The organism is Methylomonas sp. HW2-6, assembly GCF_052474525.1.
On sequence record NZ_CP184124.1, the window covers coordinates 3,339,314 to 3,363,812 of the forward strand.

At 52.7% G+C, this 24,499-nt stretch carries 21 protein-coding genes and 2 tRNA genes; 3 read left to right on the forward strand and 20 right to left on the reverse strand.

The window, feature by feature from the left end; translation table 11 throughout:
* Positions 1-58: 58 nt before the first annotated feature.
* Complete coding sequence (locus ACH518_RS16120) at positions 59-379, forward strand: hypothetical protein (protein WP_445370831.1); 321 nt, start codon at positions 59-61, stop codon at positions 377-379.
* Between the two features lie 137 nt (positions 380-516).
* Here ACH518_RS16120 and ACH518_RS16125 read toward each other — a convergent pair whose 3' ends face one another.
* The 18 genes from ACH518_RS16125 to ACH518_RS16210 all read right to left on the reverse strand — a co-directional run bounded on the left by ACH518_RS16125 (position 517) and on the right by ACH518_RS16210 (position 18,601).
* The gene (locus ACH518_RS16125; protein WP_445370832.1) at positions 517-1,125 is read right to left on the reverse strand and encodes a hypothetical protein; all 609 of its coding nucleotides are present in this window, start codon (positions 1,123-1,125) and stop codon (positions 517-519) included.
* A 129-nt stretch (positions 1,126-1,254) separates the two neighbouring features.
* Positions 1,255-3,120, reverse strand: coding sequence for a restriction endonuclease subunit S (locus ACH518_RS16130; protein WP_445370833.1), 1,866 nt, complete (start codon positions 3,118-3,120; stop codon positions 1,255-1,257).
* A gap of 182 nt (positions 3,121-3,302) precedes the next feature.
* A complete protein-coding gene (locus ACH518_RS16135; protein ID WP_445370834.1) occupies positions 3,303-4,772 on the reverse strand; it encodes an N-6 DNA methylase in 1,470 nt (489 codons plus the stop codon).
* On the reverse strand, positions 4,769-7,117 hold the full coding sequence (hsdR, locus tag ACH518_RS16140; RefSeq protein ID WP_445370835.1) for an EcoAI/FtnUII family type I restriction enzme subunit R: 2,349 nt from the start codon (positions 7,115-7,117) through the stop codon (positions 4,769-4,771). Before hsdR ends, ACH518_RS16135 begins: the two co-directional genes overlap by 4 nt.
* Positions 7,118-7,297: 180 nt before the next feature.
* Positions 7,298-7,374: transfer RNA gene (locus ACH518_RS16145), tRNA-Pro, on the reverse strand.
* Between the two features lie 47 nt (positions 7,375-7,421).
* A complete protein-coding gene (locus ACH518_RS16150; RefSeq protein ID WP_054761637.1) occupies positions 7,422-7,775 on the reverse strand; it encodes a MerR family transcriptional regulator in 354 nt (117 codons plus the stop codon).
* Positions 7,759-8,055: an integration host factor subunit alpha gene (gene ihfA, locus ACH518_RS16155; RefSeq protein WP_425334030.1), complete on the reverse strand. Its 297-nt coding sequence runs from the start codon at positions 8,053-8,055 to the stop codon at positions 7,759-7,761. Before ihfA ends, ACH518_RS16150 begins: the two co-directional genes overlap by 17 nt.
* A 2-nt stretch (positions 8,056-8,057) precedes the next feature.
* Complete coding sequence (gene pheT / locus ACH518_RS16160) at positions 8,058-10,433, reverse strand: phenylalanine--tRNA ligase subunit beta (protein WP_445370836.1); 2,376 nt, start codon at positions 10,431-10,433, stop codon at positions 8,058-8,060.
* 15 nt (positions 10,434-10,448) lie between these two features.
* Entirely contained in the window at positions 10,449-11,468 is a 1,020-nt protein-coding gene (gene pheS / locus ACH518_RS16165) for a phenylalanine--tRNA ligase subunit alpha (RefSeq protein ID WP_445370837.1), read from the reverse strand.
* Positions 11,469-11,599: 131 nt separating this feature from the next.
* A complete protein-coding gene (gene rplT / locus ACH518_RS16170) occupies positions 11,600-11,962 on the reverse strand; it encodes a 50S ribosomal protein L20 (protein ID WP_140912685.1) in 363 nt (120 codons plus the stop codon).
* A 33-nt stretch (positions 11,963-11,995) separates the two neighbouring features.
* On the reverse strand, positions 11,996-12,193 hold the full coding sequence (gene rpmI, locus ACH518_RS16175) for a 50S ribosomal protein L35 (RefSeq protein WP_054761633.1): 198 nt from the start codon (positions 12,191-12,193) through the stop codon (positions 11,996-11,998).
* Between the two features lie 140 nt (positions 12,194-12,333).
* Complete coding sequence (infC, locus tag ACH518_RS16180; protein WP_140912684.1) at positions 12,334-12,858, reverse strand: translation initiation factor IF-3; 525 nt, start codon at positions 12,856-12,858, stop codon at positions 12,334-12,336.
* Between the two features lie 21 nt (positions 12,859-12,879).
* Positions 12,880-14,787: a threonine--tRNA ligase gene (thrS, locus tag ACH518_RS16185; RefSeq protein WP_445370838.1), complete on the reverse strand. Its 1,908-nt coding sequence runs from the start codon at positions 14,785-14,787 to the stop codon at positions 12,880-12,882.
* A gap of 49 nt (positions 14,788-14,836) precedes the next feature.
* A tRNA-Val gene (locus ACH518_RS16190) sits at positions 14,837-14,913 on the reverse strand.
* An 83-nt stretch (positions 14,914-14,996) separates the two neighbouring features.
* Positions 14,997-15,920 (reverse strand): hypothetical protein, encoded by a 924-nt coding sequence (locus ACH518_RS16195; RefSeq protein ID WP_445370839.1) that lies wholly within the window; start codon positions 15,918-15,920, stop codon positions 14,997-14,999.
* Between the two features lie 169 nt (positions 15,921-16,089).
* Complete coding sequence (locus ACH518_RS16200; RefSeq protein ID WP_278211666.1) at positions 16,090-16,899, reverse strand: ABC transporter permease; 810 nt, start codon at positions 16,897-16,899, stop codon at positions 16,090-16,092.
* Positions 16,896-17,639, reverse strand: coding sequence for an ABC transporter ATP-binding protein (locus ACH518_RS16205; protein ID WP_278211665.1), 744 nt, complete (start codon positions 17,637-17,639; stop codon positions 16,896-16,898). Before ACH518_RS16205 ends, ACH518_RS16200 begins: the two co-directional genes overlap by 4 nt.
* The gene (locus ACH518_RS16210; protein ID WP_445370840.1) at positions 17,636-18,601 is read right to left on the reverse strand and encodes a PQQ-dependent catabolism-associated beta-propeller protein; all 966 of its coding nucleotides are present in this window, start codon (positions 18,599-18,601) and stop codon (positions 17,636-17,638) included. The genes ACH518_RS16205 and ACH518_RS16210 overlap by 4 nt, the downstream gene beginning before the upstream one ends.
* A 368-nt stretch (positions 18,602-18,969) precedes the next feature.
* Between ACH518_RS16210 and ACH518_RS16215 the strand changes: the two genes are divergently transcribed.
* Complete coding sequence (locus tag ACH518_RS16215) at positions 18,970-19,185, forward strand: hypothetical protein (RefSeq protein WP_445370841.1); 216 nt, start codon at positions 18,970-18,972, stop codon at positions 19,183-19,185.
* Between the two features lie 146 nt (positions 19,186-19,331).
* On the opposite strand, the gene ACH518_RS16220 is transcribed toward ACH518_RS16215, so the two are convergent.
* Both ACH518_RS16220 and ACH518_RS16225 read right to left on the reverse strand, forming a co-directional pair.
* Positions 19,332-20,585, reverse strand: coding sequence for a glutamate-5-semialdehyde dehydrogenase (locus ACH518_RS16220; RefSeq protein WP_445370842.1), 1,254 nt, complete (start codon positions 20,583-20,585; stop codon positions 19,332-19,334).
* 21 nt (positions 20,586-20,606) lie between these two features.
* Positions 20,607-22,004, reverse strand: coding sequence for a glycoside hydrolase family 30 protein (locus tag ACH518_RS16225; protein WP_445370843.1), 1,398 nt, complete (start codon positions 22,002-22,004; stop codon positions 20,607-20,609).
* Positions 22,005-22,290: 286 nt separating this feature from the next.
* Between ACH518_RS16225 and ACH518_RS16230 the strand changes: the two genes are divergently transcribed.
* Complete coding sequence (locus tag ACH518_RS16230) at positions 22,291-24,462, forward strand: AMP-binding protein (RefSeq protein ID WP_445370844.1); 2,172 nt, start codon at positions 22,291-22,293, stop codon at positions 24,460-24,462.
* Positions 24,463-24,499: the final 37 nt, after the last annotated feature.

The following is a 24,499-nucleotide window of genomic DNA, read 5'->3' on the forward strand; positions in this document are numbered from 1 at the left end:
GTTTTTAAAGGTTTTTAGAGAGTAATCGCAATAAGTTAATTCTAAGAGATGTAATGACTTGGCTTTACCGCAGGCGAATTACCTCCCTCAATCGATTGAAAATAACACCCTCATAGGCTTAAGTCGGTTCGCTAACGCACATCTGCGTGATGTCTATCCGCCCACCAAAACATTCCATAGCAATATCATTTCTAAAGATATTCGCATTGGCCATACCAACAAAAAAGGCATTTTGCCAGGGGATTTCCAACAGGCTTTTAGTCGCTATCATCGTCTTTCCACCTCGTTATCTTTGACTCACCGACAGCCCAAAAACGGCGCGGCTTCCAGCATCACAGATGAAAAAGGCCAAACGCTACACGCGACAAGCGCCCAGTAAAGCCAAACGATTGTCGCGGATAGAAGCAATGTTGCGGATGTTGAGAGATTTTAAGACGGGAGCCCTAACTCAAAGACGATGGCGGTGCGCTTGGCGGGCTGCTCGGCGCCAAGCAAGGCGTTGACGATTTGTAAGGCTTACTCCAAGCCCGCGCCGAAGGCTTGTTCCAGTAAGCGGTCGTAATGGGTGGTCATTACCGTATCGCCGCACAACTCGGTCAAGCGCCAAACCGTATCGGGAACCGTGCCGTTTTTGCCGAACACGTTCCTGATCTCGGCAACGAAAACCTCGCGACCGCGTTTGGCTTCGATCTGTTCGCTGGCGATATTGGCGGTTTTGCCTTGCTGACGCAGATGATCCTGCCATGTGGGAAAACGGCCGCCGACCGATAACCCGGCGCCGACGAACGGTACCACCTCGCCCTTGGCCATTTGCAGCAACAGCTGTTCGAAATGTTCGACATTGTGCTCGAACCAGTGTTCGTCGCCAGTCAAAGGTTGCAAATAGTCGCGGCTGAGGATTTCCTGGCGGCGGTTGGTTTTGTATTGTTCGAAGGCTTGGTCGTATTGGGCTTTGTCACCGGCAAACAGCGCTTTGGCCGGTTGCGACAGGTTGTCCAAGCCCAAGTCGGCGCGTAAATCCTGGGCGTCGTCGCTTTCCTCCAGCCAGGTGTTGAAGTCTGCGTAGTGATCGAAGAAATGGTGCTGATCCTTGGTGCACCAGGATACCGGGCGCTTAATGGTCATTGGGTGACTCATTTTGCAGATGTAAAGCAAATTCCCTCTCCCTCTGGGAGAGGGTTAGGGTGAGGGGAATAAATTGGATGACCACCCTCACCCCGGCCCTCTCCCAATGGGAGAGGGAGAAATACCCACTCAGGCGACGGCTTGCTCGACAATCGCATCAGCGAGCTGGAGTTGCGTGGTTTGCGCAGCGGCGATGCGGCCTTTGAGGGCGTCGCAGAGGGCCATCAATTCATCGACTTTGGCGACGATGCGGTGTTGTTCGGCGAGAGGAGGCAGGGGAACTATTAATTTTGATATTTCACTTGCAGGTATTTGCTGTATTACCGCTCCAGATTTCGACTTGGAAATTGAAGTTAGAAAAACGTCGGATTTGAAGAAGTAGTTGACGTAACCAGCCATATCCAATTCAAGGAGGCGAATGATCAGCATCTGAGCATTGATGAATCCAGTTTTATGATTAGTATTTGCATAAAATTGGGCGATCTTGCCGACAGAGCCTCTTAACAGAATGATGAAATCACGGTCCACAAGTTTTCCATTACTTAGCTGGGAAAATTTTTCCATCGTGATAAACCGCAGCTCGGAAGTAAATTCCAATTTTCCATTAACAATATCAGGGGCTCCGAAAAACGGAACACCGCATTCGACCAAATCACTGGAATTAGGGTAACGACTACTTCTGTCACCGTTTTCGAATAATGCGAATTCTTCAAGCCGGCACCATATCCAGCCTCTAGGCAGAATATATGGTTTGTCTATTTGGGAGATTTGGTCAAGAACTTTGAGCCTTCTGATTTTCTTTTCTTTAATCAGTTTGTTTTTTTTAATTGCAATCTTTTCTAGAAGATTATTCGCTGGTTCATCGTTCAAATCTTGCGGCACCAATCTACCCATGACGGCAAGTTGCAGGAGGGTTTGTTTGAGTTGGTCGATGCTGAGTTCGGTGGTGAACAGAGTGTCGAAGTGGTCGGCGATACGGTTCCAGGCTTGCTCGAATTCCGCGGCATCGGCGGCTTGGGTCAGTGTGTCGAGCAGGGTTTGCACCAGGGTTTGATGGGCGGCGATGTTGTCGGCTTGCTGTTGCTCCAGTTGATCGCACAGCGCCATCAATTCATCGACTTTGGCGACGATGCGGTGTTGTTCGGCGAGAGGTGGAATTGGCACAACTAGCCTAATTACCTCACTTGTATTCAACTCCACTTGATTAGTTGTACCAGAAACTAATGCTTTCTCGGAGCCTGGTTCAATTCTCTGCTGAATTCCTGGCGCACTGATATAGCACAAAATAAAGTTACTGTTTATGTTTAATGGGCGGATAACTGTTACATGGGAATCAGCAACAAGAGAATTTGGTTTTACTTTCGCTAAAACGTTAATTCGCCCAACAGTCCCTGTTCCGGTTGAATTCCACAACAGATCGTTTTCCACAAGAAATCGCTCTGGCTGATAGCTAGTTATGGAATCATCATCTACATATTTGGCTTGCAATAAATCAAAGCCATTCCATTGAATACATTTTTGGGAAATTACCCGTACTTGACCTTGATCTGCGTATTTTGGACCTTTACCCCTTTGGATATACGCTGAAACATCCTGTAATCTAACCCATTCCCAGCCAGATGGAAGCCCGAAGGATTTTTCATCATCATTGATTTCTGGCAACGGATTTTGATTTTTGATCTTTCCTTCTTTAATCAACCGCTTTTTTTCAACTGAAATTCTTTCCAGCAACACACTCGCTGGCTCATCATTCGGGTCTTGCGGCACCAACTTTCCCCGCACCGCCAATTCCAAAATCAGTTCGCGCAGCTTTTTGATGCCGTACGCGGTGTACTTGGCATTGCGGGTACTGGTTGGATTCCCCTCACCCCGGCCCTCTCCTTTATGCCCTATAGGGTGCGTTGGAGAGGGAGTTGTATTGCCCCGGCCTGCGCTGCTTTTGCTGGCGATGGCGGAAGTCCAAAGGTCTAAATGTTGGCTGATTAAATCGGTCATTGGGTTTGTGACTGTTCGGAATTCCATTAAGTGATCTGTTTGGTATAGCCTGCCCCCTCTCCAGCGGGAGAGGGTTGGGGTGAGGGGAAATTTAAAATAATGTGGCTTCAAAAATTGCGGCTTCGCATTGATTTAACACACCCTCACCCTAGCCCTCTCCCAGTGGGAGAGGGGATTTATTGTTAACGTTGCAAGGCTTGCTGCAGCACGGCTTTAAGCTGGTCGCGCAGTTGGCCGATTTCCTGTTGCTGCTGGGCATAGCGTTCTAGCAATTCGTCCGGATCGTGGCTGATTTGTTCGCCGACGTGCGGGTTTTTGATGTCCAGGTTGTAGTTGCGGGCTTTGATGTCCTCGATGGATACCGGCCAGGCTTGTTCGCTGGCTTGGCGGCTGGCGAAGCCGTCGGCGGCGCTGCCCCACCAGGCGATTTCGGTTTGGAATTCTTCAAAACGCATCGGCTTGGTTTTGTTGTAGCTTTTGACGCCGTCCGGATACGGGTGTTCGTAATACCAGACGGTTTGCGTCGGCGTGCCTTTGTCGAAAAACAGAATGTTGGTTTTGATGCCGGTGTAGGGGTTGAACACGCCGTTGGGCAGGCGGACGATGGTGTGCAGGTTGCATTCGGTCAGCAGGCTTTCTTTGAGGCGGGTTTTCATGCCTTCGCCGAATAAAAAGCCGTCCGGCAATACCACGGCGGCGCGGCCCTTGTCTTTGAGCAGTTTGATAATCAAGGCCATGAACAAGTCGGCGGTTTCGCGGGTGCGGAACTGGGCCGGAAAGTTGTTTTCGATGCCGTCTTCTTCCATGCCGCCGAACGGCGGATTGGTGATGATGGTATCCACGCGGTCGGCGTTACCGTAGTCTTTATACGGACGGCTAAGGGTGTTGTCGTGGCGGATGTTGGTGGGCGTGTCGATGCCGTGCAGTATCATGTTGGTGACGCAGAGCATGTGCGGCAGGGCTTTTTTCTCGACGCCGCGGATCGAGGCTTGCAGGGTTTGTTCGTCTGCTTCGGTTTTGACGTAGCGTTCGCGCTTGTGGTCGATGGCGCAGCTTAAAAAGCCGCCGGTGCCGCAGGCCGGGTCGAGCACGGTTTCGTGCAATTGCGGGTCGATGCGGTTGACGATGAATTGGGTGACGGCGCGCGGCGTGTAAAACTCGCCGGCGTTACCGGCGCTTTGCAGGTCTTTGAGGATTTGTTCGTAAATGCTGCCGAAGGTGTGGCGGTCGGCGCTGTTGTTGAAGTCGATTTCGCCAATTTTGTTGATGACCTGGCGCAGCAAGGTACCGGATTTCATGTAGTTGTAGGCATCTTCGAAGACGTCGCGCACGACTTGGGCGCGTTGGCCGGCGGGGCCGTGCAGCGGCAGTTTGTCTTTGAGCGTGGGGAATAGTTGCAGGTTGACGAAATCGGCCAGTTCGTCGCCGGTCATGCCTTCCGGGTCTTGCGCCCAGTTACGCCAACGCAGGTGCTTGGGCAGCGGCGATTGGTAGTCGTCTTCAATCAGCTCCAGTTCTTGTTCGCGGTCATCGAAAATCTTCAAGAAAAACAGCCACACCAATTGACTGATGCGCTGGGCGTCGCCATCGACGCCGACATCCTTGCGCATGATGTCTTGGATGGATTTGATGATGCCGGAAACGTTACTCATGCAGATTGGTCCTGTTTGTACAATTCTTGTTCTAATTCTTGGATGGCAGATTCGTATTGGTCTTTGCCGCCAAAGACTTGGTTGATGATTTCAACTGGAGTGCCAATGTCGCTAAACGGTTTAAGCTTGAGGACTTTGGCGCTTTCAATGGTGCTGATGCCTTCATCGGCGTATTTTTCCAACAGGGCATGCAACACGGCGCGGGCTTGCTCGCCGTATTTAGTGAAGTAGTTGCGCTTTTTAACGTTGTTGGCGCGTTCTTTACGAGTTAACGGCGGCTGGTCGTAAGCGATGTGGGCGATCAGGTCGAAATCGCCGTAATCCTTGCCGACTTCGGCGGCCAGGTTATCCAGCACGATGCCGTAATCTTCCAGCAGGTCGATGATGGCTTGTTTTTTCTTGGCGCCGTGCCAGCGTTGCAGAAACTCGTCCAACGAGGCGAATTCGGACTGAATCTGTTTGCGGGTGAAGTCGCGGTAGGATTCGGTAATCAGGGTGCCATCCGGGCCGAGGTATTCGACGCGCTCGGCGATGATTCTGACCGGCACGCCACTGACGCGGACTTTGTAAACGCCGGTTTCTTCGTTGACTTCGTCGCCGTCTTCTTCGTCTTCCGGTGCCGGATCGGGCGGCACGGGATCGTCGTCATCGTCTGGTTCGTAGATGACTACCGGTTCACCGTCGAAATCCGGATCGCGGAACAGTTCGGTCGCTTTTTTGAAGTCCATGATGGTGAAGAAAAACTTGCCGAATTCTTCATCAATTCGGGTACCGCGACCGATAATCTGCTTGAAGGTGGTCATGGAACTGATGGTTTTATCCAACACGATCAGCTTGCAGGTTTTGGCGTCGACACCGGTGGTGAGCAACTCCGAGGTGGTGGCGATGACCGGGAATTTGCTCTCAGGGTCGATGAAGTTATCCAGTTCAGCTTTGCCTTCCACGCTGTCGCCGGTAATGCGCATGACGTATTTGGGGTTGTCGATAGCGAGTTGACCGGCGGCATTGACGATGGCGACCCGCATGCGTTCGGCGTGGTCGATGTCTTCGCAGAAAATGATGGTTTTGGAATAGGGATCAGTCGCCAGCAAATATTGCATCACGCGCTTAGCAACCAGCTTAGTACGTTGATTGAGCACCAAAATCCGGTCCATGTCCGCTTGGTTGTAAGTGCGGCTTTCAATCGGTTTACCAAGGTCGTCGTTCATGCCTTGCGGCGGCGTCCAGCCCTGGATGTCTTTGTCAATGTCGATGCGCACCACTTTATACGGAGCCAGAAAACCATCGGCAATGCCTTGTTTGAGGCTGTAGGTGTAGACCGGTTTGCCGAAGTAATCCGTGCTGGAGACGTATTTGGTTTCTTTGGGTGTGGCGGTCAAACCGAGTTGAATGGCATCTTTGAAGTAATCGAGGATTTCCCGCCAGGCCGAATCGTCGGCGGCACTGCCACGATGGCATTCGTCAATGACGATCATGTCGAAAAAATCACGCGAGACGTTTTTGAAGATTTTGTCTTCTTCCGCCGGGCCGGTGATGGCTTGATAGAGGCCGAGATAAATTTCGTAAGCAGGATCGAGTTTGCGGTTTTTGATTTTGGTCATCACCGAGCCGAACGGTTTGAAGTCGTTGACCAGGGTTTGATCGACCAGAATGTTACGGTCGGCCAGAAACAGGATGCGCTTAACCTGCTTGGCCTTCCACAAACGCCAGATGATCTGGAATGTAGTGTAGGTTTTGCCGGTGCCGGTGGCCATGACTAACAGCACACGCTTTTGATGGTTAGCGACGGCTTCAATCGTGCGATTGATGGCCTCGACTTGGTAATAGCGCGGTTCTTTGCTGTTGCTGTCTTCGTAGTAGGGTTGGATGACCAGTTTTTCGTTTTGGTCGGTTATGCCGCGAAATTGCTTGTAGCGCTGCCAAAGCTGCTCGGGCGGCAAGAATGCATCGAGCGCGAATTCGGTTTCGATGTCTTCGGTTGGCTTTGGCGTTTTATTGTGGCCGGCGAAAGCGTCGCCGTTGGAACTAAAGGCGCTGGGGACTTGCAGAATCTCCGCGTAGCCCAGGGCTTGTTGCAGGCCGTGGCTGACAGTGTGGTTGTTGTCTTTAGCTTCGACGACGGCCACCGGGACGCCGGGTTCCCAGTACAAAACGTAATCGGCGAATTTCTTCTTTTTCTTGTTGCGCGAAGAGATATTGCCGCGAACGACTATCGGACCGGGGGTCAGGGTGACTTCGCGGCGGATTTGTTTTATGGCGTCCCAGCCTGCATCGCATATCGCCGGGGTGATGAAAAGGTCGCAGATGTCCGTTTCGCTGAGGGCCTTTTTATCTTTACTTTGCATGAACTAGAAATCCTATCTAACGCATTAGTTAGCGGACTAGTATAACGTTAGAATTGTCGAGTTCGGAGATTGCTAGATAATTTGGCCATATCGACCAAACAGTACGGATAAAAATTGTTGTACCGAAACTGCAATTTTGATAACTATGGCAATGGCGTATTTTATAACCATTGATTTGATTGGTCGGGACGGCGGGATTCGAACCCACGACCACTTGCCCCCCAGACAAGTGCGCTACCAGGCTGCGCTACGCCCCGATTTTGAATAAATAGTGAAAATCATTTTACCATGATTTACGAGCGCGCTATTTCAATAGCTCCAAAATATCTTCCAGCTCGCCTATCATTTGATGGATTAATTGCTTCGTGCGCAGGCTATCTTCCTTAGCGCTACCGCTCGCCAGATGGGCTCTGGCACCACCGATGGTATAGCCTTGTTCGTAGAGTAAGGCGCGAATTTGGCGGATTAACAGCACATCGTGACGCTGGTAATAACGCCGATTCCCGCGTCGCTTGACCGGACTCAGCTCGGTAAATTCTTGCTCCCAATAGCGCAAAACATGAGGTTTTACACCGCATAAATCACTGACTTCGCCAATCGTGAAATAGCGCTTGGCCGGAATGACCGGTAATTCGTTATTATTACTGGGTTCCAGCATAAGCTTCCACTCGAGCTTTCAATTTTTGCCCTGTTCTAAAGGTAACGACCCGACGCGGCGTGATCGGTATTTCCTCGCCGGTCTTCGGATTGCGGCCGGGACGGCCATTTTTATCCCGTAATTCAAATTTGCCAAAACCCGATATTTTGACTTGTTCACCGCTTTCCAGACTTCTTTTGATTTCGTCGAAAAACAGCTCTACTATTTCTTTAGCTTCTCGTTTATTCAAGCCGAGATCTTCAAACAACTTTTCTGCAATATCTGCTTTCGTTAATGCCACAATCACTCCCTCAATTTTGCATTCAGTTTAGCCGTCAAAGTCTCCAACACCCTGCGAAATATAGCATCAATTTCGGCATCGGTAAGAGTTTGCGAAAAATCTTGCAGTACCAAACTCAACGCCACGCTTTTGCTACCCTCGGCCACGCCCTGCCCGCGATAGACATCGAAAATCGAAACATCACGAATGGATTGTTCGCCAGTTTCGGCGATACAAGCAATAATCGCATCAGCGGATACAGCTTCCGCCACCAACAAGGCCATGTCTCGGCGTACCGACGGGAATTTGGACAAGGGACTGAATTTAGGCACCTTGCGCTGCAAAATTGCATCCTGGTTCAATTCGAACAAAAACACCGAGCTATCGAAGCCCAGTTGTTTTTGCAATGTCGGATGCAACATTCCCAATAGACCAATCGTTTCTCCATCCTGGTTGAAGATGCAAGCTGTCTGCCCAGGATGCAATGCCGGATGCTCCGCTGCCTTGAACACCGCAACGCTGCCGGTAAGGCCGAGCAAGGCTTCCACATCGGCTTTCACATCAAAAAAATCGACTTTCCGAGACTTCTCGCCCCATTGCTCGGCATTCAGGTCGCCAAGTGCTATGCCTGCAAGCATCTTTTGTTGCCGAATCGCGCCGTTTTCATAGCCAAACCGCAGGCCAGTCTCGAACAGCCTCACCCGACTCTGCTGCCGATTAATGTTGTATAGCGCAGCGTTCAACAATCCGCACCACAGGGTGGTACGCATCACCGCTAACTCGGATGAAATCGGGTTCTGGATCCGAATAAATTCATCATCCGGCGCCACCGCTTTTTGCATCGCTTCATCCACAAAGCTGTAGGTGATGGCTTCCTGATAACCACGATCGACCAGACAATCCTGCAATCGATCCAACCCTAGCACCGACTCCGGTGCTTTACCCAATTCAGTACGCATTAATAGATGACTGCTGGGCAAGTTGTTATAGCCATATACCCGGCCAATTTCCTCGAGCAGATCTTCCTCGATTGCGATATCGAAACGAAATGCAGGCGGTGTAATTTCCCACCCGTCTGCGCAAGGCTCGACCCGCATACCCAAACCGCAGAATAGATCACGAACTTGCGTGTCGCTATATTGGATACCCAAGACCTTTTCGATCTGAGAACTACTTAATTTGACTGCCAAGCGGGCCGGCAAGGCTTCAGTGTTAATAACTTCCGTCACTGGCCCCGGTCTGCCGCCGGCAATTTCCAATATCAATTGCGTCGCGCGCTCGATGGCTCGACGTTGCAAATTAAAATCGACACCGCGTTCGAAACGGTGGGAAGAATCGGTATGCAACCCGAACTGTCTAGCCTTGCCTGCGACGCTGATTGGATTGAAAAAAGCGCACTCCAGGAAAATATCGCGAGTCTCGGCAAACACCGCGCTCTCTTTGCCGCCCATAACGCCAGCCAGAGCCAACGCCCGATGTTGATCAGCGATGACTAAGGCCTCGCCATCAAGTTCTATGGTCTGATCGTTTAACAACGCCAATGACTCGCCGGCTCGACTGCGTCTGACGACAACGGGCGCCGTCAATTTATCGGCATCAAATGCATGCAAAGGCTGACCAAGTTCAATCAGCACATAGTTGGTGACATCGACCACCGGGCTGAGACTGCGGATCCCGCTACGGCGCAAGCGCTCCTGCATCCAAAGCGGCGTCTGTGCGGCTGAATCGATACCCTTGATCAAACGCCCCAAATACGCCGGGCAAGCTTCCGCAGAGTGGACTTGAACGTCCAAGGTCTGCTGATGTTGCGGTTCGATGACGACGGAATCGTCGGACGGTAACGTCAAACCATTCAATACTGCGACCTCGCGCGCCACACCCACGACGCTCAAGCAATCGGCGCGATTCGGTGTCAAGCCGAGCTCAATCACGTTATCGTTCAGTAGTAGATATTCGCGTATGTCTTGACCTATCGGCGCATCGGTCGGCAGCTCCATCAAACCTTCGGAAGTGGTAGCTAAACCCAGTTCCTTTTCGGAACACAACATGCCAAACGACAACTCACCGCGCAGTTTGGATTCCTTGATTTTGAAATCGCCCGGCAGTACCGCACCAATTAGGGCGGCCGGCACCTTTAAACCCGGCCGAACGTTGCTGGCTCCGCAAACAATCTGCAGCGCTTGCTCTTGGCCGACATTGACTTGGCAAACCTTCAGTTTATCGGCATTCGGATGTTGGACGGTTTCCAGTACTTCAGCCACTACCACACCGCTAAAATCGGCAGCAACCGGAGTGACCGCATCGACTTCGAGGCCGGCCATGGTCAATTGCGCAACCAATTCGGCAGTGGCGATAGGTGGATTGACCAGCTCCCTTAACCAGGCTTCACTTACTTGCATGATTCCAATCCACCGTTACCTAAACTGTTGTAAAAATTTCAGATCGTTTTCGAAAAACATCCGCAAGTCGTTAATACCGTAACGCAGCATGGCTAGGCGCTCGACCCCCATGCCGAATGCAAAACCGGAATAGGTTTGATGATCGATACCCACGGATTTGAAAACTTCCGGATGAATCATGCCGCAGCCCATGACTTCCAGCCAGCCGGTTTGGCTGCAGACGCGACAACCTTTACCGTCACACATTACGCACTCGATATCGACCTCAGCCGAAGGTTCGGTAAATGGAAAGTAAGACGGGCGAAAACGAACTTGAATGTCTTTCTCGAAAAATGCGCGCAAGAATTCGAACACGACGCCTTTCAAATCGGCAAAGCTGACATCGGTATCGACTAAAAAGCCCTCAACCTGATGAAACATCGGCGTGTGCGTCAAATCCGAATCGCAACGGTAGACTCGGCCGGGCGCAATCACTTTTAGTGGCGGCTTCTCGGATTCCATGACCCGAATTTGCACCGGCGAAGTGTGGGTTCTTAGTACCGTATGCGCGTCGAAATAAAAAGTGTCATGCATCGCACGCGCGGGATGATGTGCGGGAATGTTGAGCGCGCCGAAATTGTGATAGTCGTCTTCAATTTCCGGCCCTTCCACCGCGTTGAAGCCGACGCTAGCGAAAATTCTACTAATCCGCCGCAGGGTAATAGTAACAGGATGCAAACCGGCGGTGGTTTGTCCGCGACCAGACAGAGTCACATCGATAGACTCGCTCGCTAACCGAGCAGCCAGCTCTGCACTTTCTAAAGCGAGTTTGCGCGTCTCGAGAGCGTGTTGGAAAGTGCTTTTGGCATCGTTGACAACCTGTCCAGCGCTACGACGCTGCTCCGGATCCATGCTAGCCAACTCTTTCATTTGCTGGGTGAACAAGCCTTTTTTACCCAGATAGTTGACCCGAACCTGATCCAATTGACCTAGATCCTTAGCCTGTGCAAGCTCATCTAATGCCTGCTTAACGATATCTTCGATATTAGCCGACACGACTCAGCTCACTTTTGTCTGTAATTGATGGGATTTCCCAAGCGATGGATATCCGCCGTCGAAAGGCGGAACTCCCCGCATAGCGGGGAGGATGCGTCAAAACGGTTTCTAAAACCGAATTTGAAAGCAGCTTACGGCTTGCTCTGGTTGGCGATTGCTACCTTTGCAATCTCGCCGAAGGCTTGAATGTCGCGTACGGCCAAGTCGGCCAGTACCTTGCGGTCGATAGCGACATTGGCTTTAGTCAAGCCATTGATTAAGCGGCTGTAGGAAATGCCGAATTGGCGGGCCGCAGCGTTAATCCGCACGATCCACAAAGCGCGGAATTGGCGTTTTTTCTGCTTGCGGTCGCGGTACGCATATTGACCTGCTTTGATGACCGCTTGTTTAGCAACCCGATAAACCCGGCTACGGGCACCGTAGTAACCTTTAGCCAGCTTTAAAATCTTTTTGTGTCTTGCTCTAGCGGTAACACCGCGTTTTACTCTAGCCATTTTTCAATTCTCTCTGCAATGTAATTTAGTCGATCAACTGTATGGCAGCATACGCGCTACCAATGGCGTATCTGACGGATGCAGGATGGCTGTTTTACGCAGTTGTCTTTTCCGTTTCGTGGTTTTTTTGGTCAAGATGTGGCGTTTGTGCGATTGTTTGCACTTGAAACCACCGGTCCCGGTTTTCTTAAAGCGCTTACCGGCGCCACTATGGCTTTTCAATTTTGGCATTTGTTTTCTCCAATGTTAAAAATAAAGTCCCTGAGCGAAAACTCAATCAGGCAAAATGCTCGGCCCAACCGAATTTTTTCGGGTAAAACCCGATCAGCGCTGCAATCCGGCAACGCCGTACCGTTTAAAAAACGGCAAAATTATTTTTTCTTTTTCGGCCCCATCACCATGACCATTTGCCGGCCTTCCAGTTTGGGGAATTGCTCGACCGCGGCCAACTCTTCCAAATCGGTTTCGATACGTTTCAACAGATCCATACCCAGTTCGCGATGAGTTAGTTCGCGCCCTTTAAACCGTACGGTGATTTTGGTTTTATCGCCTTCGTTGAGAAATTTGATCAAGCTGCGCAATTTGACCTGATAGTCGCCCTCTTCGGTACCCGGTCGAAATTTGATTTCCTTGATCTGGATTTGTTTTTGTTTTTTCTTGGCGGCCTGGAGCTTTTTATTTTGCTCAAACTGGTATTTGCCAAAATCCATGATTTTGCAAACAGGAGGATCGGCGTTGGGTGAAATTTCGACCAGATCCAGGTTCGCATCATAGGCAAGCTGCAAAGCTTCGTTTATTGATACAACCCCAACTTGTTCACCTTCAGCGCCTATCACCCTTACCCGTCTGGCGGTAATCTCGGTATTTAAGCGCGTTGCATCTTTTTTAGAGCTGATACCCTATCCTCCAAGTTGTTATTATTTTCGATCCGCAATCTGCTTTCTCAAACGTTCGCCAAGTTCGCCAATTGACAGACTTCCCAGATCCTCGCCCTGCTGGGTACGCACACTCGCAGTTCGAGTTTCCAATTCCTTGTCGCCGATAATCAACAAATACGGGACACGCTGCATGGAATGCTCGCGGATTTTAAAGCCTATCTTCTCGTTTCTCAAGTCAATTTTGGCCCTAAGACCTTGTTTTTCAAGTTCTAGGCGAACCTGCTCGGCATATTCGGCATGACGATCGGTGATATTCATGACCATGATTTGCACCGGACTCAACCACAACGGAAAGTTTCCGGCGTACTGCTCGATCAAAATACCGATAAAACGCTCTAACGAACCCAAAATAGCCCGATGCAGCATCACAGGGGTATGGCGCGCACTGTCTTCACCAATGTAACAGGCATCCAACCGCTCCGGCATCGAAAAATCGACCTGGATGGTACCGCACTGCCAAACCCGACCGATGCAATCTTTCAGCGAGAACTCAATCTTCGGACCGTAAAAAGCACCCTCTCCAGGCTGCAACTGCCATTCAAGGCCTTTATTGTTAAGCGCCAACTCCAAAGCACTCTCCGCTTTATCCCATACCGCATCGGCGCCGACCCGATTTTCAGGGCGAGTCGATAACTTAATGATCACTTCGTCGAAACCGAAATCCTTATACACTTCGAACAGCAAATCGATAAAAGTCGATACCTCAGATTGAATCTGATCTTCAGTGCAGAAAATATGCGCATCGTCCTGCACAAAGTTCCTAACCCGCATCAGACCGTGCAAAGTACCTGAAGGCTCGTTACGATGGCAAGAACCGAATTCAGCCAGGCGCACCGGCAGGTCACGGTAACTTTTGATACCTTGATTGTAAATCTGGATATGACACGGGCAGTTCATCGGTTTCACCGCATAATCCCGATTTTCGGAATGCGTGGTGAACATCATCGCACTGAATTTATCCCAATGCCCGGATTTCTCCCACAAAGTACGGTCGACAATTTGCGGCGTCCTAACTTCGCCATAGCCGTTCAGCCGCAACTTCTCGCGAATGTACTGCTCCACTTCTTTGTAAATCGTCCAGCCCTTGTCGTGCCAGAACACCATACCCGGCGCCTCCTCCTGAGTATGAAACAAATCCAAAGCCTTGCCGATTTTGCGATGATCGCGCTTTTCCGCCTCTTCAAGACGGTGCAGATAAGCGGCCAACTCTTTAGCATCACCCCACGCGGTACCGTAAATCCGCTGCAACATTTCGTTTTTCGAATCGCCCCGCCAATAGGCGCCGGCAATTTTCATCAACTTGAATGCTTTTAGCTTACCAGTGCTCGGCACATGGGGGCCGCGGCACAGGTCGGTAAATTCGCCTTGCCGGTAAAGCGACAATTCCTCATTTGCCGGAATCGAAGCGATAATCTCGGCCTTGTATTTTTCACCCAACGCACTAAAGAATTGCACCGCTTCGTCGCGAGCCATCAAAGAACGCTGCACCGGCATATCGGCTGCAGACAATTCCTGCATTTTTTTCTCTATCGCAACCAAATCGTCGGGCGTAAACGATCGCTCGTAAGAAAAATCGTAATAAAAGCCGTTTTCTACGACAGGACCAATAGTAACCTGAGCGCTGGGAAACAACTGCTTAACGGCTTGCGCTAACAAATGGGCAGTGGAGTGACGAATAACGTCCACGCCCTCCTCATCCCTCGCGGTCACAATTTGCAGGGTCGCATCGCCCTGAATCAGATAACTAGCATCAACCAGCTTACCGTCGACCTTGCCAGCCAAGGTCGCCTTAGCCAGCCCGGTACCGATAGACAGAGCCACATCCATCACAGAAACTGCATGGTCGAATTGACGCTGAGAGCCATCAGGCAGAGTTATCACTGGCATTTTTGGATTCCACAATAAAAAAAGCACCGTCGTGCGGTGCTTAGTATTTTGGTAGGCGCGAGTGGACTCGAACCACCGACCCCCACCATGTCAAGGTGGTGCTCTAACCAACTGAGCTACGCGCCTAAAGTCTTGTCGTTCGAGCCGTGCATTATAACGACGTTAAATTTTTGTGCAAGCGTTTTCTGCCAATCCGCTTTAATCCCGACTCACACCGTAGCCGAGACGATAGTACCTGAGCCGGCTGGTGCCGAATTCTGATGCTCGGTGTCACCCTTAAGTTTGTTCAAAAATTCCAACAATGAAGGTTTCGCGCCACCACTGCCACTATCCAAAAGATTGACCAGACGATCGAAATCCTCCCTTAGAGACTTAAATTTATCGGAACTTGCCTGACTCCCGTCACTTAAAGCCGCAATCAAGTTGTCCAAGTTCGCGGAAAAATTTCGATAACCGTGCCAGCCGACCGAGCGAGATCCATAGTCATCACCTTTGCCGCCAGCTCCGGTATTTGCAGCATCTGCAACTTGCACGAGCGCTCGCCGCAACTCGTGTAAAAAGCCGTGTAGTGCCTTAAACACATCGCCGCGAGCATACTGAGTCGAAGCATCATCAGTTGTGACCGACGCCGAGCTGGAAGCCGAATCGGTCAAAACTTGGTCCGCAGACTCAGTACTGGTCGTGGTCGACGCATTCGCCGTCGCCGCGTTATTCGACAATTGCGAAACCGTATCAACTCCACTTGCATTGTCGCCGAACGCTGCATCAGCACTCAATCCAACAGCCCGTCCCGAGCCAGCTTGCGTCAATACTTGGTGCAAATCCTGCAGAAATGTCTTTACCAGTTGCCCTATATCGGCGGCTTTTCCTTCGTCAGACTGGTTTGATCTATCCGATTCATGATGGCTGTCAGCATTTTCACGAGGAAAACTCAACCCCAAACCCTGCAATGCGTTAACGACGCTCCGCATAAAATAACCGCCACCGTGATGGCGATGACCCTGGGCATGGTGTGATTCAGCAACTGTTTCGGGCTTCGTACCGTCCGGCTTCTCAGCGGCGCTTGCAGCAGAAACAGTGATAGTGGTCTGTGAAATATACAGCGATGCCGAAATTGAATTGATTGTAGCCATGAACACCCCCGCCAACGAAGAAACCAGATCGCTAATCCAGTTTTGGCGGATGGGATAAATAACCTCCGCCGCCACCGAAACCAACCTGACCCTCTAATTAGCGACGAGAATTCTGTGAACTTTAGCAAACAAACGCAAAAAAATTAATTTCGGACTTGACCGAAAACCCTCAATCGCCACCGCCTCCCTTACGCACCATCATGCCTTTCGAGGGGTTGTAGCCGACTATCGCCGCACCGATAAACACTAAAAAAGAAATCGCGGTGAAGATCAGAGCCGATTGATTGAAATGCTGATAAAGCGCGAAGCGGATCAGCTCTACAGCCTGGGAGAACGGATTATATTCAGCCAATGTCGCCAGTAGCGGACTAGACTCCTTGATTTTCCAGAGCGGATATAACGCAGTGGACATGAAAAACAGCGGAAATATCACGAAGTTCATCACCCCGGCAAAATTCTCCAGTTGTTTGATGAACGAGGACAACAGCAAGCCCAGCGCGCCCAGCATCATCCCGCCCAACACCAGCGCCGGCAGTATCCATAGATAGCCGGGCAGCGGTGCCTGGATGTCGTACAACCAAGCGATGCCCAGGAAGGCGTAGCACTGCAGCACGCCGACCGCGGTACCGGCGATCAATTTGCTGCAAAGCAAGAACCAGCGCGGCAGCGGGCACACCATCAACATACGCATACTGCCCATTTCGCGGTCGTATACCATCGACAGCGAGCTCTGCATACCGTTGAACAGCAAAATCATACCCAGCAGCCCGGGAGTGATGTAGACCTCGTACAAGATATAGGTTTCGTAAGGCGGGCTGATCGCAATACCCAGCGCAGCGCGGAAGCCGGCCGCGAACACGAACAACCAGACCAGAGGTCTTACCAGCGCCGAGACGAAGCGCTCGCGCTGGTGCAGAAAACGCAGTAATTCACGACCAACGATGCCGACCAGCGCCCGCCAATAATGCAAAATCCTCATGCCGGCCCGCCTTTGTCGGATTGAGTGAGCTTTTGGAACACCTGGCCCGGATCGGCCCAACCGGTGCTTTGCAATATTTCAGTGAGTTTGCCATTGGCCTTGATTTGGCCTTTGTGAAGCACTATCAGACTGTCGTCGGCGGCAATCTCGTCAATCAAATGCGTCGCCCACAATACCGCGAGACTTTGCTGCTTCACTAATTCGTGGACGTGCTTGACGATAGCCTGCCGACTAGGCACATCCAAGCCGACAGTCGGTTCGTCCAAAAGCAGCAGACTGGGTTTGTGTAACAAAGCGCGAGCAATCTCGACCCGACGCTTGTGGCCGCCGTTCAGTTGCCGGACTTTCTCGCCGCGCCGCTCATACATGTTCAGCCGCTCCAGTTCTTCCTGTATCCGGCGGTCTGCCTGCTTTTTACTGATGCCATGCAACGCGGCATGGTAGCGCAGGTTTTGAGTCACCGACAAGTCGGGGTCCAGCGTAGTCTGTTGAAACACTACCCCTAACTTGGCCAGGGCTTGCAGACTTTGCTTCTTGACGTCGTAACCGCACAGCGCGATGCGCCCTTCCCTGGCGTCGTAAAGCCGGGTAATCAGGGCGAACAAGGTACTTTTACCGGCACCGTTCGGCCCCAGTAAAATCGTGCATTCGCCGGGCTCGACCTGAAACGCGACATTATCCAGCGCCTTCTTGGCACCGTAGGCAAAACTCAGACCATCGATTTGTAGCGCCGACGTCATGGTTTGACCGCTACGCCCCAAGGATAACGCCCCACCGCCACCGACTTGGTTACCTTGTGACTTTCCAGGTCGATGATCGAAATATCGTTGCTGACGCCGTTGGTGGTATACAGGCGTTTTTGGTCCGGTGAAAAAGCCAGATTCCAAACTCGTTGACCGACCAGCAAAAATTTCTCCACCTTGTAATTCTGCGCGTCGATCACCGCGACCCGATTGGCCGGCCCCATCGCTACGTAGCCGTAGCGGCGTTGTTTATCGATAGCGATGCCGACCGGCTGCACCAAATCGCTGCTCAAACCGGGTACATCCAGTTTAATATTCTGGACGACTTGCTTGGTTGCGGTGTCGATGATGGTCAACGTACCGGCCATTTCCGAAGTTGCCCAGAGTTGCTGACTATCGTCGCTAAACGCCACCGCGCGCGGCCGAGGATCGACCAAGGTATTTTCCTTGATCTGCCGATCGGCAGTGCCTATCCAATGCAGCATATTGGTGGTCTCCGAGGCGCTGACCGTCCATTGGTTGTCAGGGCTGACCGCGATCCCTTCCGGCTCGACGCCCACCTTGACCTTAGCCACCGCCTTCTTGCTGGCGATATCAATGACCGTGACTTCGGCATCGTCCTCGTTGGACACGTACATCAGCTTGTCGTCGGGGCTCAGCGCGAAAGTCTCCGGGTCTTCGCCGGAAGGCAATTTACCGATTTCCTTCAAGCTTGAGCTATCCAGCATGCGGATCGTGTCGTCATCGCTGGTGGCGACGAACAGTGTCTTGCCATCGTGGCTGATCGCAATACCGCGCGGCCTCTGGCCAACCTTGACGGTCTTGACCAACTTGCCTTCGGCGGGATCGACCACAGCAATTGCATTGTCTTTTTCCAAAGTCACAAAAACAGTTTCCGCACTTGCCGCACCGGCGACACAAACGGCCACAGCCATTCCGGCCAGCTTTATCCGACGCATAATGCTTATCCTTGAGTTGCCATAAATCACTTGAGCCATCTCCTCGTTCTTGATCGAGCCAGACCGCATGCTAGACGATCGGCGGGCGGCAAGTTTAACCCGAAGCCAACCAGGATTTCATCCCTTTACAAAAAGGGAAATTTTCCAAATCGAGGATTCGGAAATCTACCGGTGGGTTTCTCCCGGAAAATTCTACTGACAATAAACCTGCTGCACCTTGGAACAATAGCCTTGCTAGGCCGGGAGAGAGAGGATATCAACCGTGCCGATACCGGCAGCACCCAAAAACACGCCAGACAGATCCGTTTAAGCGCATTCTAATCCGTTACGGAAACTTGAATGCAATGCGTACCAAGAGGACTCAACTCATGAAGATCTATTTGATTACGGACCAACAACTCGAAAACATCGAAAAACAACATGACGCACTGACTAAAACCCAAAACATGTGCGATTTGATGCTGGACATTGCCCAACACAGCGAAAACGACAAGACCTTCGATGCGGCCATCGAGTTAGCCACCGGCGAACTGGATAGGCTGGAACGTTATTTCGATTCGTGCGAAGTGGTGTTAGCCCCCTGAAGCCCGCTTCGGCCATTGAGCATTGAAGCCCGAAGCAGGCAAGCCGGGTTGGTTAATCAACTCCCTTCCACTGGCGGCTTAATCCGCTACTCTGCTCATAACGTTAACACGCGCCCGTTCGCAAGATACTCAGCGAGACTCCTCGCTCATTCCCGCAAGTGGCCGTCCCCCACCGCTATCCATTTATAGGTAGTCAGCCCGTCCGGCCCGACCGGACCGCGGACATGGAGTTTATCGGTGCTGATGCCGACTACCGAGCCCAGGCCGTAATCGCCGCCGCCGGATAGCCGGGTCGAGGCATTGACCATCACCGAGGCCGAATCGACTTGTTCTTCGAATTGCCTTGCCAGCCTCAGGCTTTGGGTGACGATGCCGTCGGTGTGGCCGGAGCCGTAGTGGTTGATGTGATCGATGGCTTGCTGGATGCCGGCGACGATTTTCACCGACAGAATCGGCGCCAGGTATTCGCTGGACCAGTCCTGTTCGGTGGCGGCGGCAATGCCGGGCAATAGTTTCAGGGTTTCCTCACAGCCGCGCAGTTCGATGCCATTTTCAGTAAAGGCTTCATCCAATAACGGCAACAACCGTTCGGCACATTCGGCATCGACCAGCAAGGTCTCCAACGCGTTGCAGACCTGCACGCTCTGGCATTTGGAATTGACTGCCAGCGCCACGGCTTTGTCCGGTTCGGCGTCGGCGGCCAGATACAAATGGCAAATGCCGTCGTAATGTTTGATCACCGGAATCCGGGTGCCTTCGGCGATACGTTTGATCAGGCTTTTGCCGCCGCGCGGAATCAGCACGTCGATGTACTGGTCTTGCTGCAACAGTTCGCCGACCGCTTCGTGGCCCGGCGCGCGGACGATCTGGATGGCGTGTTGCGGCAAGCCGGCGGCCGCCGCGCCAGCGACCATCGCATCGGTCAATACCGCGTTGGTTTGCAAGGCCTCCGAGCCGCCGCGCAGTATCACGGCGTTGCCGCTTTTGATGCAGACGCCGGCGGCGTCGGTGGTGACGTTGGGCCGCGATTCGTAAATCATGCCGATCACGCCGAGCGGTACCGACTTCTTATACACCCGCAACCCGGCCGGATTGGTATGGCCGGTCAGGACAAGGTTTAGCGGATCGGGCAGTTGCGCGACTTTTTTCAAGCGCGACAGCATGTAATCGAACATCTTGTCGTCGATGGTCAGCCGTTTGACCATTGCCTCGGTCTGGCCGGCCGCGCGGGCTTTCACGACTTCTTCGGCGTTGGTTGCCAGCACCTGCGCTCTAACGGCCTGCAACGCTTCGGCCATTTTTGCCAGAGCCAAATTACGTTGCGCGTCGGAAGCCGGCGCCAGTTGGCGCGCAGCCAAGCGGCTTTGCCGGGCGATCTCGGTTATGGAAGATAAGTTCATGAGCTGCAGAATGGTTTTCGGTTAAAGGATGTCTGAGAAATCAGCCGGCGCGGAATAATTTGCCGGCCAAAGATAAGTGGCGACGCTCTTGGCCGGGATTTCGACGCGGGCCGTAAGCGCTCGATAACGGATATCGAAGCCAACACCGGCGTCGCCGTCGTTCAACACAATCAGCACCAGATTACCTTCCGGGGTAACGAACGCCACGTTCGGTAACAAATCGTCGCTGGAATCGATTCTCACCGAGCCGGGCCTTACCGTTTTCGCGGCATGGCCGATGATGTAGTAAGCCACGTTACGCTCGACCCGCTCGCCGTCGATGGTCAAAGCGCCGACGCAGCGCGCCTCGCCGCCCGGCGTGTGGGGGCAGCAGAACGGGTCGGCGGCCAGATTCCACTCCAGTACCGCGTTACTCCAATTGCGGCAGGCACCGATCAGCACATGGCGGATGTGCCACATCAAATCGCCACCGAATTCGCCGTCAGAGCCGACCCATTGTTCGGTGAAATACAACTTCATGTCCGGATAGGCCGCGTGCATTTCCGACAGCACCGAAATATCGCCGCCATAGAGATGCCAAGCCGAGCCGCGCAAATAATGGCGGGCGCCAGCGTCGGCGAACACCGCCAACGGATATTCCTTGACGTCGCAATTGTGGTCCCAACATAAGATTTCGACTTCGGCCAAGCCGGCCTCAGCCAGCGCCGGACCTAAGTAGGTTTTGACGAACTCGGCTTGCTCGGCCGCCTCCATCACCATACTCGGGTCGTTTTTGAAGTTTTGCGGTTCGTTTTGCGGCGTGATGGCGTGAATCGCGATACCGCGTGCGCGCATCGCCAACAGGTATTTGACGAAATATTGAGCGTAAACGGTGTAACACTCCGGTCTTAACTTGCCGCCGACGGCAGCTTGGTTGGTTTTCATCCAGCGCGGCGCCGACCAGGGCGTGGCGATGATTTTGATCTCAGGATTCAGTGCCAGGATTTCCTGCAACAAAGGTACCACCTCGCAATCGCCGGCATCCAGGTTGAAATGGGCCAACTCGAAGTCGGTTTGCCCTGCCGGCAGGTCGTCGTAGGAGTAACTGCGCTCGCTCAAATCCGACGCGCCGATACTCAACCGCAAAAAACTGACGCCGATACCGTCGGCATCGGCCAAAAACAATTCATTCAATAACTTTTGTTTGACGTCTGTCGGCAAGCGGCTGATCAGCATGGCGCTACCGCCGGTCACCGAAAAACCGAATCCCTCGATCGTTTGCCGGGTTTGTTCCGGGTCCAACGTAATCGCCGGGCCGAGGCCATCGCCCGCTTGAAAAAACAGCACATCTTGCGCCTTTTCGAACAAGCGGCTGCGGTCGGCGCTGGTCAGCCAAACTGAGATGGCCTGGGTCGGCTCGGGACTGGAAATCTGGGTCATGATGGATCTCGCATGATCGTTGAACGGGAGTTCGGCGGCGGTTTTGGCAGCGTGCTATAGGCTTGTTCGCTCCTCGCGCCCCGCAGCTCGACGCAGCGACATGATAATGAAATCCGCCGAAAAAATGCGAAATGCTTGGCGCCGGCTGCTTTCCGCTAACCACGGTCGGATTTGGCAATGCAAAATTGGAGACTGTAAAATTCAATTGAACATTGTTTAATTTGATTTTATAGTAGCCCCGGTCTTTATCTTTACTGTCTGCTAAACTGCGCCGGGGAGGAAATTTATGTTGAAAATCGTATTGCGCTGGTTGTTAACCCTACTTTATCGGGTCAAGGTCAACGGTCTGGAGAATTACGCCGCAGCCGGCAACCGGGTGCTGATCGTCGCCAACCACACCTCGTTTCTCGATCCATTGTTATTGGGCGTGTTTTTACCGGACGACATCACGTTCGCCATCAATACCCACATCTCCGAACGCTGGTGGTTGCGACCGTTCTTGAGGCTATCCAAAGTGTTCCCGATGGACCCGACCCATCCGCTGTCGTTGAAAGCCCTGATCCACCACATGCAGCAGGACACCAAAACCGTGATTTTCCCGGAAGGGCGGATTACGACCACTGGTACTTTGATGAAGATATACGACGGTACCGGCATGGTCGCCGATAAATCCGGTGCCACGCTGTTACCGGTGCGGATCGACGGCGCCGAATTCAGCCGCTTCTCCAAATTGGGCGATAAGGTCAGACAACGCTGGTTTCCGCGCATCACCCTCCACATCCTGCCCCCGACCCGCATCGAAACCCACGGCGACGTCACCGGCAAAGCCCGCCGCAAAAATAGCGGCCATATTTTGTCGGACATCATGAGCGAAATGATGTTTGCCACCAGCCATTACCGGCAAACCATTTTTGCCGCGCTACTGGAAGCCCGCACCATTTTCGGCGGCAACTATGCCATTGCCGAGGACCTGGAGCGCAAACCGGTCAGTTACGACACGTTGATTACGCGCAGCATCGCGGTCGGCAAATTGGTGAAATCCATTACCGAGTCCGGCGAAAACGTCGGCGTGTTGCTGCCTAACAGTTGCAAGACCTTGAACGTAATACTGGGCCTGCAACTTTACCGGCGCACGCCGGCGATGCTGAATTACTCGCTGGGCGCAGCCGGGATGGCTGCCGCCTGCCGCACCGGTCGGGTCAAAACCGTACTGTCCTCACGCAAATTCATCGAAGCCGCGCATTTGCAAACCGAAGCGGATACACTGGCTGAGCAAGTGAACTTGGTCTATCTGGAGGATCTCGCGGCGGCGCTGACCGGCTTCGACAAAGCTGCAGCGTGGCTGCAGGGCAAAACCGCCCGACTCTGGTACAAAAGCCGGGAATACGATGCCGACGATGCGGCCGTGGTACTGTTCACTTCCGGCTCGGAGGGCTTGCCGAAAGGCGTCGTGCTGTCGCATGCCAACATTCTGGCCAACCATAAACAGATTCGCGCCCGCATCGATTTCGGCCCGGGCGACGTGGTGTTGAATTTCCTACCGATGTTCCATTCCTTCGGTTTCACCGTCGGCACGATGATGTCGGTGTTAAACGGCATGGTCAGCTTTTTCTACCCGTCCCCGCTGCATTATGCGGTGATTCCGGAAATGGCCTACGAAGTCGGCGCCACCATCATGTTCGGTACCAACACCTTCCTGGCGGCCTACGCAAAAAAAGCCCACCCCTACGATTTTTACAAGATGCGTTATGTCGTGGCCGGCGCCGAAAAATTGCAGGAAACCACCCGCACCCTGTGGCTGAACAAATTCGGCATCCGGATTCTGGAAGGTTACGGCGCGACCGAAACGGCTCCGGTCACATCGGTCAATACGCCGATGGACTACAAAGCCGGCAGCGTCGGCCGCTTCATGCCCGACATGCTGCACCACCTGGAGCCGGTACCGGGCATCGAAGGCGCCGGCCGGCTGCACGTGGCCGGACCGAATATCATGAAAGGCTACTTATTGCCGGATAATCCCGGCGTATTGACGCCCCCGATTTCGCCGCAGTACGGCGAAGGTTGGTACGATACCGGCGACATCGTCCACGTCGACGACGAGGGCTTTATTCACATTCGCGGCCGCAGCAAGCGCTTTGCCAAAGTCGGCGGTGAAATGGTGTCGTTGACGGCGGTCGAACAATTGGCGATCCAGGCCTGGCCGGATACACAACACGTTGCGGTCAGCCTGCCCGACCCGCGCAAGGGCGAACAAATCATCCTGCTGACCACCCAACGCAACGCAACGTTGAAGCAATTGGCCGAAGCCTCGCCAGGCGTGGCGGCCATCAATCTGCCGAAAAAATTGTTCGTGCTGGAAAAACTGCCGGTGCTGGCCACCGGTAAAACCGACTATCCGGGTTCGACGGCGTTGGCGGAAAAGCTGACCCAAACCGATAGTGCCGACGACGACCAATAACGCCCACCAGTAACTGATTCAGACCGATGCCCCTGCC